We start from the raw sequence: 8724 nt of genomic DNA, 5'->3' as shown, positions 1-8724 counted from the left end.
ACCCGCTCCGCCCGGCTTCGCCGCGCTGGCGGTCGCCACTAGGCTTGCCCGGTGACCGAGAGCGCCTACCTCGTCGGGCTCCGGCTGGCCGGCAAAAAGGTCGTCGTGGTCGGCGGCGGCACGGTGGCCCAGCGCCGGCTGCCGTTGCTCATCGCCAGCGGCGCCGACGTCCACGTCATCTCCCGCAGCGCCACCCGGTCCGTCGAGGCGATGACGGGAATCACCCTGGCATTGCGCGAATATCGCGGCGGTGACCTCGACGGAGCCTGGTACGCAATCGCTGCCACCGACGACCCGCACGTGAACGAGGCGGTGGTCGCCGAGGCCGAAAGCCGCCGCATCTTCTGCGTCCGGGCCGACGTCGCCGTCGAGGGAACCGCGGTAACCCCGGCGTCTTTCGACTACGCCGGGCTGTCCGTCGGCGTTCTGGCCGGAGGCGACCACCGCCGGTCGGCGGCGATCCGCTCGGCCATCCGCGAGGCCCTGCAAACCGGGCTCATCACGACCGACAGCGCGGTGAGCTCCGACGTCGTCAAGGGGGGCGTCGCGCTGATCGGGGGCGGCCCCGGGGACCCCGAACTGATCACCGTGCGGGGCCGGCGCCTGCTGGCCCAGGCCGACGTCGTCGTCGCCGACCGCCTCGCGCCGCCGGAACTGCTCGCCGAGTTGCCCCCGCACGTCGAAGTCATCGACGCCGCCAAGATCCCGTACGGGCGGGCGATGGCCCAGGACGCCATCAACGACGTCATGATCGAACGCGCCCGCGCCGGCAGCTTCGTGGTGCGCCTCAAAGGCGGCGACCCCTTCGTGTTCGCCCGCGGCTATGAAGAGGTGCTGGCGTGCGCCGAGGCCGGGATTCCGGTGGCGGTGGTGCCAGGTGTGACGAGTGCCATAGGAGTGCCAGCGCTGGCGGGAGTTCCGGTCACCCATCGGGCCATCAACCACGAGTTTGTGGTGGTCAGCGGCCACCTCCCGCCCGGGCATCCCGAATCGTTAGTGAATTGGGATGCATTAGCCGCAATGACGGGCACGATTGTTTTGCTGATGGCGGTCGAACGCATCGAACTTTTCGCCGAAGCGCTTATGAAAGGCGGCCGACCTGCGGATACTCCGGTGCTTGTGGTTCAGCACGGAACGACGGCCGCTCAACACACTTTGCGGGCGACCCTCGTCGACACGCCGGAAAAGATCCGCGCGGAGGGTATTCGACCTCCCGCGATCATCGTGATCGGTGCTGTGGCGGCCTTCGGGCTTTAAACGCTTCTTAAGATTACTGTAAGGTAACCCTTTATGACGGCTCTCAACGATGCAGAGCGCGCGGTGCAAGAACTTGCCTCGGCGCGCCCCGATCGTCCGGCCCCGGTGAGCGCTGCGCTCTCGGCGGAGACCGCCTCCAAGCTCCCCGCGGAGACCGCGCCGAATCGCCTCAGCAAGTACTACCCGGCGTGGCTGCCCTCTCGGCGCTTCATCGCGGCCGTGATCGCGATCGGCGGTATGCAACTGCTCGCGACGATGGACAGCACCGTCGCGATCGTCGCGCTCCCCAAGATCCAGAACGAGCTCAGCCTGAGCGACGCCGGCCGCAGCTGGGTGATCACCGCCTACGTGCTGACGTTCGGCGGGCTGATGCTGCTGGGCGGTCGACTGGGCGACACCATCGGGCGAAAGCGCACCTTCATCGTCGGTGTAGCGCTGTTCACCATCTCTTCTGTGCTGTGCGCGGTCGCGTGGGACGAGGCGACCATGGTCATCGCCCGGCTGTCGCAGGGCGTCGGGTCGGCCATCGCCTCACCGACCGGACTCGCTCTGGTGGCGACCACCTTCCCCAAGGGCCCGGCCCGCAACTTCGCGACGGCCGTGTTCGCCGCGATGACGGCCGTCGGGTCGGTGATGGGCCTGGTGGTCGGCGGTGCGCTCACCGAGGTGTCGTGGCGGCTGGCGTTCCTGGTCAACGTGCCGATCGGCCTGGTGATGATGTACCTGGCCCGCACCGCGCTGCGCGAGACCAACCGCGAGCGGATGAAACTCGATGCCACCGGCGCCATGCTGGCCACGCTGACGTGCACCGCGGCCGTGTTCGCCTTCTCGATGGGCCCGGAAAAGGGCTGGATCTCGATCACCACCATCGGGTCGGGCGTGGTGGCGCTGGGTGCCGCGCTGGCGTTCGTCATCGTGGAGCGCACGGCCGAGAATCCCGTCGTCCCGTTCGACCTCTTCCGTGACCGCAATCGGCTGGTCACCTTCATCGCCATCTTCCTGGCCGGCGGGCTGATGTTCAGCCTGACCGTGTGCATCGGCCTGTACGTGCAGGACATCCTCGGCTACAGCGCGCTGCACGCCGGCATCGGCTTCATCCCGTTCGTCATCGCGATGGGAATCGGGCTCGGGGTCTCCTCGCAGCTGGTGTCGCGGTTCTCGCCGCGGGTGCTGACCATCGGCGGCGGGATCCTGCTGTTCTGGGCGATGCTGTACGGCTGGGCATTCATGCACCGCGGCGTCGCGTACTTCCCCAACCTGGTGCTGCCCATCGTGGTCGGTGGGATCGGCATCGGCATGGCCGTCGTCCCGCTGACGCTGTCGGCCATCGCCGGCGTGGGCTTCGACCAGATCGGCCCGGTGTCCGCGGTCACGCTGATGCTGCAGAGCCTGGGCGGGCCGTTGGTGCTGGCCGTCATTCAGGCCGTGATCACCTCGCGCACGCTGTATCTGGGCGGCACCACCGGCCCGGTGAAATTCATGAACGATGCGCAGCTGTCCGCGCTTGACCACGGGTACACCTACGGGTTGCTGTGGGTGGCCGGCGTGGCCGTCATCGTCGGCGCCGCGGCGCTGCTGATCGGCTACACCCCCGACCAGGTCGCGCACGCGCAAGAGGTCAAGGAAGCGATCGACGCCGGGGAGCTGTAGCTCGGCGTTTAATCCGCCCAACATCGCGCTGGTGTGCCGTTCGGCGCCCAACGTCGCGCTGGTGTGACGCTCGACGCAGCCGGCCGCCAAGTAGGCTGGCCCGCTGTGATCACCCGGATGTCCCAGTTGTTTCTGCGCACCCTGCGCGACGATCCCGCCGACGCCGAAGTCGCCAGCCACAAGCTGTTGATCCGGGCCGGCTACATCCGGCCCGTCGCGCCCGGACTGTACAGCTGGCTGCCGCTGGGACTGCGAGTGCTGCGCAAGATCGAGCGAATCGTCCGTGACGAGATGAATGCCATTGGCGGGCAAGAGATCTTGTTCCCCGCCCTGCTGCCCCGCGCGCCGTACGAGACGACGAACCGGTGGACCGAGTACGGCGACTCCGTGTTCCGGATGCAAGACCGCCGCGGCAACGACTACCTGCTGGGCCCCACGCACGAAGAGTTGTTCACGCTGACCGTCAAGGGCGAATACAGCTCCTACAAAGACTTTCCGGTCCTGCTGTATCAGATCCAGAACAAATATCGCGACGAGGCGCGGCCGCGGGCCGGCATCCTGCGGGTGCGCGAGTTTTTGATGAAGGACTCGTATTCGTTCGACATCGACGACGCCGGACTCAAGGCCGCCTACCACGCGCATCGCGAGGCCTACCAGCGCATCTTCGCGCGCCTGCAGGTGCGCTATGTGATCGTCTCCGCGGTGTCGGGCGCCATGGGCGGCAGCGCCTCCGAGGAGTTCCTCGCCGAAAGCGCCGTCGGCGAGGACACTTTCGTGCGGTGCCTGGAATCCGGATATGCGGCCAACGTCGAGGCCGTCATCACCGCGCGTCCGGAGGCGCGGCCCGCGGAAGTCATTGCCGGGCTGCCCGAGGCGGTGGTCCACGACACCGGCGACACCCCGACCATCGCCACCCTGGTGGACTGGGCTAACCAGGCGAACCTGGGCCGCACCGTCACCGCGGCCGACACGTTGAAGAACATCCTGCTCAAGGTGCGCCAGCCCGGCGGGGAGTGGGAGTTGATGGCCATCGGAGTGCCGGGGGACCGTGAGGTCGACGACAAGCGGCTGGGCGCGGCGCTGGAACCGGCCGAATACGCGATGCTCGACGACGCCGACTTCGCCAGGTATCCATTCCTGGTGAAGGGGTATATCGGTCCGCAAGCGTTGCAGGACAACGGTGTTCGCTTCCTGGTAGACCCCCGGGTGGTGGACGGCACCAGCTGGATCACCGGCGCCGACGAGTCCGGACGGCACGTGGTCGGGCTGGTCGCGGGCCGGGATTTCACCGCCGACGGCACTATCGAGGCCGCCGAGGTGCGCGACGGTGACCCCTCCCCGGACGGCGCGGGCCCTTTGGTCTCGGCGCGCGGTATCGAGGTCGCGCACATCTTCCAGCTCGGCCGCAAATACACCGACGCCTTCACCGTCGACGTGCTCGGCGAGGACGGCAAGCCGGTGCGCCTGACCATGGGCTCCTACGGTCTTGGGGTATCCCGGATGGTGGCTGTCATCGCCGAGCAGCACCACGACGAGCTGGGCCTGCGCTGGCCGTCGTCGGTCGCACCGTTCGACGTCCATCTGGTGATCGCGAACAAGGACGGCGAGGCCCGCGCCGGAGCCACGAACCTGGCCGCCGACCTGGACCGGTTGGGCATCGAAGTGCTGCTTGATGACCGCCAGGCCTCACCCGGCGTGAAGTTCAAGGACGCCGAACTGCTCGGCGTGCCGTGGATCGTCGTGGTGGGACGGGGCTGGGCCGACGGCGTGGTCGAGCTGCGCGACCGGTTCGGCGGTCAGACCCGCGAACTGGCGACCGGTCCCTCGCTGGCCACCGACATCGCGGCGGCGCTGAGCGGTTAGTCGCTGAGCGGTCAGTCGCTGCCGCCGGGGAAGCTCGTCGTGATCGGCCAGGCACCCAGCACACGGTTCCACCGGGCGGCCATCACCGCGCTCTGCACCAGGGCCGTGGCGGCGAACGCGCGATCCTCGCCCGTCTCCGCATGCTCGGCGACCACGCGCCACGCGCCCGCGCCGTCGTTCTCCATCCGCGCGGCCAGCCGCGCCGCGTCGGCCGGGCCCCCGACCACCATGGGCAGCTGGTAGCCGGCCGCGGCGACCGGCGCGGTGACCTTGCGGGCGTTGAGCATCGCGATGACGTCGTCGCGGCGCTGGCGGTGCTGCGCGAGCGCCTCCACCACCATGTCGTTCACGCTTGGCGGCGACAGCGCGGACACGATGCCGTAGCCGTAGATCGTCGAGTGCTCGATGGCCAGCGCGTCGCACAGCGCCGTGTTGTCGGCGTCTTTGCCGGACGTCATATCGACGGACCCCCGGGCACCAGCGCGACCGTGTACGACGCGGTGCAGGAAGCGGCGATCGAGGCGAGCAGCCCGGCCCGGTAGCCCGACTCGGTGCCCACCAGGCGACTCGCGCTGTCGGCCGAGGCCTGCAACGCTCCGATCACGTCCGACACCGGCGGCGGGGGCGGCGGCGGCCCGGCCGGTTGGGCGGGGCTCGGGCCGGGCGTTTCGCTCGACGAGCTGGTGGGGGACGTGGCGAGCTTGCCCGCGGCGCGCGAGATCTCCGCGGACAGCGCGCGGGCATGCGACGCGCGCTGGTTCGCCACCACCGTCAGCGCGGCGGCGACCTGCGGCGGGTTCCCGACGGCCGTGGCGGCGGCGCCCGCCAGCGTGCTGTCGTGGCGGGCCTGATCCAACGGCCCCAGCAGCTGCTCGACGGGCGGGGGCTTGGGCGCCGGCTTGCCGCAGGCGGTCGCCACCGCGGCAAGCGCGGCCAACGCCACCCCACCGCCGAGGACGTCTCGCCTGTTGACGAACGGAACTGCGCTAGGCACAAGGACATCCTGCCATCGGGGCGGTGGCGGGCACGACGCCAGGACGCGATCACCTCGTCAACCGCGATTCCTGGCGTATCGTGGAAGGCTGGTTCTGGCGGAGGGCAACCACTGGCGGCGACGGCCGGCACGGATGTTTCTTCGTCGGGACACCGGAAGCCGCCTGCTGTGCCATCGGGGCGCCGACATCCGCCAGATGACTGGACAACTCAAGATGAGGAGCTCGCCGTGACCACCGGGCTACCGTCGCAGACGCAGGTTATCGAGCTACTCGGTGGACAATTCGCGCGCGCCGGCTTCGAGATCGAAGACGTGGTCATCAACGCCCGGACCCACCCGCCGCGAATCACCGTGATCGCCGACGGCGATACCGGCCTGGACCTGGACGCGGCGGCCACGCTGTCCCGCTCGGCATCGGTACTGCTCGACGGCCTGGACACCATCAGTGACCACTACGTGCTCGAGGTCTCCTCGCCCGGCGTGGAGCGCCCGCTGACCAGCGCCAAGCACTTCCGCCGGGCCCGCGGCCGCAAGGTCGACGTCGCCCTGGCGGACGGATCCACGCTCACCGGCCGGGTCGGTGCGACGACCGATGATGCGGTCGCGCTGGTGGTCCGCGCCGGCCGGGACTGGGTGGTCCGTGACATTCCCCTCGGTGATATCGCGAAAGCCGTTGTCCAGGTGGAGTTTTCGCCTCCCAGCCAGGCGGAGCTGGAGCTGGCGAGTCTGGGTCACGCGGAGCGTAGCGATGAGAAGGAGCGGCGCTGATGAACATCGACATGGCCGCACTGCACGCCATCGAGGTGGACCGGGGCATCTCGGTCAACGAGCTGCTCGAGACGATCAAGTCGGCGCTGCTCACCGCCTACCGGCACACCGAAGGCCACCAGAACGACGCGCGGATCGAAATCGACCGCAAGACGGGAGTCGTCCGGGTAATGGCCCGGGAGACCGACGAAGACGACAACGTCATCAGCGAGTGGGACGACACCCCCGAGGGTTTCGGGCGCATCGCCGCGACCACAGCCCGCCAGGTCATGCTGCAGCGCTTCCGCGACGCGGAAAACGAGCGGACCTACGGCGAGTTCTCCACCCGGGAGGGCGAGATCGTCGCGGGTGTCATCCAGCGTGACAGCCGGGCTAACGCGCGCGGCCTGGTCGTGGTGCGGATGGGCACCGAGACGAAAGCCTCCGAGGGCGTGATCCCGGCGGCCGAACAGGTGCCCGGCGAAGGCTACGAGCACGGCAACCGCGTGCGGTGCTACGTGATCGGGGTGACCCGCGGATCCCGGGAGCCGCTGATCACCCTGTCGAGGACCCATCCCAACCTGGTCCGCAAGTTGTTCTCGCTGGAGGTCCCCGAGATCGCCGACGAATCGGTGGAGATCGTCGCCGTGGCCAGGGAGGCCGGCCATCGTTCGAAGATCGCGGTGAAGTCCAACGTCGCGGGCCTGAACGCCAAAGGCGCCTGCATCGGCCCGATGGGGCAGCGGGTCCGCAACGTGATGAGCGAGCTCTCCGGCGAGAAGATCGACATCATCGACTACGACGAGGACCCCGCCCACTTCGTCGCCAACGCGCTGTCGCCGGCCAAGGTGGTGTCGGTCTCGATCATCGATCAGGCGGCCCGCGCCGCCCGGGTGGTGGTACCCGACTTCCAGCTGTCGCTGGCCATCGGGAAGGAAGGCCAGAACGCGCGACTGGCCGCCCGGCTCACCGGGTGGCGCATCGACATCCGCGGCGACTCGCCCGGAGGGCATGAGGACAGCCATTCCGAACACGGCGCCACCCACGGAATGGCCCACGACCGGTAGCGGCCCGACCGGGGTATACCCCCGCACCCTCGGGTGGTTCTGACCATCGATTCGGTGACGCTAGACTGAGCCGTGATCCAGCACGAACTTTCGGATCCCGAAACCAGAAGAGCACACCGTCATGCGGGTGGACCCGTACGGACATGTGTCGGGTGCCGGAAGCGAGAGCTGGCCGCCGAGCTGCTTCGAGTGGTGGCTGTGCCGACGGGGAACGACTTCGCCGTCGTCGTCGACACAGCCCACAGCCTGCCGGGGCGGGGTGCGTGGCTGCATCCCGGGCCGCAGTGCGCGCAACAGGCAATCCGGCGGCGGGCTTTCACCAAAACGCTGCGCATCACCGGGTCACCGGATACATCCGCGGTGGTCGAGCACATAGAGTCGCTCTGTGCGCCCGACCGCACGGCAACAGAACAGGTAGCTAAGAACATGAGCACACCGTGAAGTCCCGATGACAATGCGTCATAGCTAAACCCGAGGCGCGGCCCCACGACTGTCGCCTCATAGACAGGAGATGTAGTGGCAGGTAAGGCCCGCGTACACGAGTTGGCCAAGGAACTCGGTGTTACCAGCAAGGAAGTTCTCGCCCGGCTGAATGATCAGGGCGAATTCGTCAAATCCGCGTCGTCGACGGTAGAAGCGCCCGTCGCTCGCCGGCTGCGCGAGTCCTTCGGAGGCGGCAAGGCCGCCGAGAAGGCCCCAGCGAAAGCCGCGGCAAAGGGGGACGCCAAGGCGCCCGCCGCGAAGGCCCCCAACACGTCGCTCGACAGGGCCCTCGACAGCGCCATCGGCAGCGTGGGCGGCAACGGTGAAGCGACGGCTACACCCGCCGCGCCCGCCGCCCCGCAGGCCTCCGCGGCGACGCCCGCCGACGCCCCGGCCCGCCCGGGCCCGGCTCCCGCCCGGCCGTCCGCGCCGTCTCCGGGGCAGCCGAATCCGCCCGCGCCCCCCGGCCAGGCGCCGCGCCCCGGTATGACGCCGGGCCCGCGTCCGGGCCCGATGCCCAAGCCCCGCGCCCCGCGCGTTGGCAACAACCCTTTCTCGTCGGCGCAGCCCGTCGACCGGCCCATCCCGCGCCCGCAGGCGCCGCGCCCCGGCGCGCCCCGGCCGGGCGCGCCGCGTCCCGGCGGCGCTTCGCCGGGCAACATG

Annotated in this window: 9 protein-coding genes; 7 read left to right on the top strand and 2 right to left on the bottom strand. The window is 69.3% G+C overall.

Annotated elements, in window-relative coordinates:
* Positions 1–51 precede the first annotated feature (51 nt).
* The 3 genes from cobA to OQ789_RS06230 all read left to right on the top strand — a co-directional run bounded on the left by cobA (position 52) and on the right by OQ789_RS06230 (position 4770).
* Complete coding sequence (cobA, locus tag OQ789_RS06240) at positions 52–1257, top strand: uroporphyrinogen-III C-methyltransferase (protein ID WP_420716053.1); 1206 nt, start codon at positions 52–54, stop codon at positions 1255–1257.
* A gap of 33 nt (positions 1258–1290) precedes the next feature.
* Positions 1291–2907 (top strand): MFS transporter, encoded by a 1617-nt coding sequence (locus tag OQ789_RS06235; protein ID WP_324684277.1) that lies wholly within the window; start codon positions 1291–1293, stop codon positions 2905–2907.
* A 105-nt stretch (positions 2908–3012) separates the two neighbouring features.
* Positions 3013–4770 carry a proline--tRNA ligase gene (locus OQ789_RS06230; protein ID WP_324684659.1) on the top strand — a complete coding sequence of 586 codons (1758 nt, stop codon included), beginning with the start codon at positions 3013–3015 and terminating at the stop codon, positions 4768–4770.
* Positions 4771–4781: 11 nt separating this feature from the next.
* On the opposite strand, the gene OQ789_RS06225 is transcribed toward OQ789_RS06230, so the two are convergent.
* Both OQ789_RS06225 and OQ789_RS06220 read right to left on the bottom strand, forming a co-directional pair.
* Positions 4782–5228 (bottom strand): ferritin-like domain-containing protein, encoded by a 447-nt coding sequence (locus OQ789_RS06225; RefSeq protein ID WP_324684276.1) that lies wholly within the window; start codon positions 5226–5228, stop codon positions 4782–4784.
* Complete coding sequence (locus tag OQ789_RS06220; RefSeq protein ID WP_324684275.1) at positions 5225–5764, bottom strand: hypothetical protein; 540 nt, start codon at positions 5762–5764, stop codon at positions 5225–5227. The genes OQ789_RS06225 and OQ789_RS06220 overlap by 4 nt, the downstream gene beginning before the upstream one ends.
* 228 nt (positions 5765–5992) lie before the next feature.
* Here OQ789_RS06220 and rimP point away from each other — a divergent pair, with 228 nt between their 5' ends.
* The 4 genes from rimP to OQ789_RS06200 all read left to right on the top strand — a co-directional run.
* Positions 5993–6532, top strand: a complete 540-nt coding sequence (gene rimP, locus OQ789_RS06215) for a ribosome maturation factor RimP (RefSeq protein WP_324684274.1) — start codon at positions 5993–5995, stop codon at positions 6530–6532.
* Positions 6532–7578: a transcription termination factor NusA gene (gene nusA / locus OQ789_RS06210; protein WP_324684272.1), complete on the top strand. Its 1047-nt coding sequence runs from the start codon at positions 6532–6534 to the stop codon at positions 7576–7578. Before rimP ends, nusA begins: the two co-directional genes overlap by 1 nt.
* Before the next feature lie 72 nt (positions 7579–7650).
* Positions 7651–8019 carry a YlxR family protein gene (locus OQ789_RS06205; protein ID WP_324684270.1) on the top strand — a complete coding sequence of 123 codons (369 nt, stop codon included), beginning with the start codon at positions 7651–7653 and terminating at the stop codon, positions 8017–8019.
* Between the two features lie 75 nt (positions 8020–8094).
* Positions 8095–8724 (top strand): translation initiation factor IF-2 N-terminal domain-containing protein (locus OQ789_RS06200; protein WP_324684269.1); only part of this gene is annotated, 630 nt, incomplete at its 3' end.

This window comes from Mycobacterium sp. 94-17, from assembly GCF_035617725.1.
Classification (GTDB): domain Bacteria; phylum Actinomycetota; class Actinomycetes; order Mycobacteriales; family Mycobacteriaceae; genus Mycobacterium.
The sequence above is the reverse complement of the archived record's forward strand: the minus strand, read 5'-3'. Positions and strand labels throughout refer to the sequence as shown.

Excerpts from the sequence above, each read along its gene's own strand:
- nusA (WP_324684272.1), top strand. The coding sequence starts at position 6,532 with ATGAACATCGACATGGCCGCACTGCACGCCATCGAGGTGGACCGGGGC.
- OQ789_RS06225 (WP_324684276.1), bottom strand. The coding sequence starts at position 5,228 with ATGACGTCCGGCAAAGACGCCGACAACACGGCGCTGTGCGACGCGCTG.
- OQ789_RS06235 (WP_324684277.1), top strand. The coding sequence starts at position 1,291 with ATGACGGCTCTCAACGATGCAGAGCGCGCGGTGCAAGAACTTGCCTCG.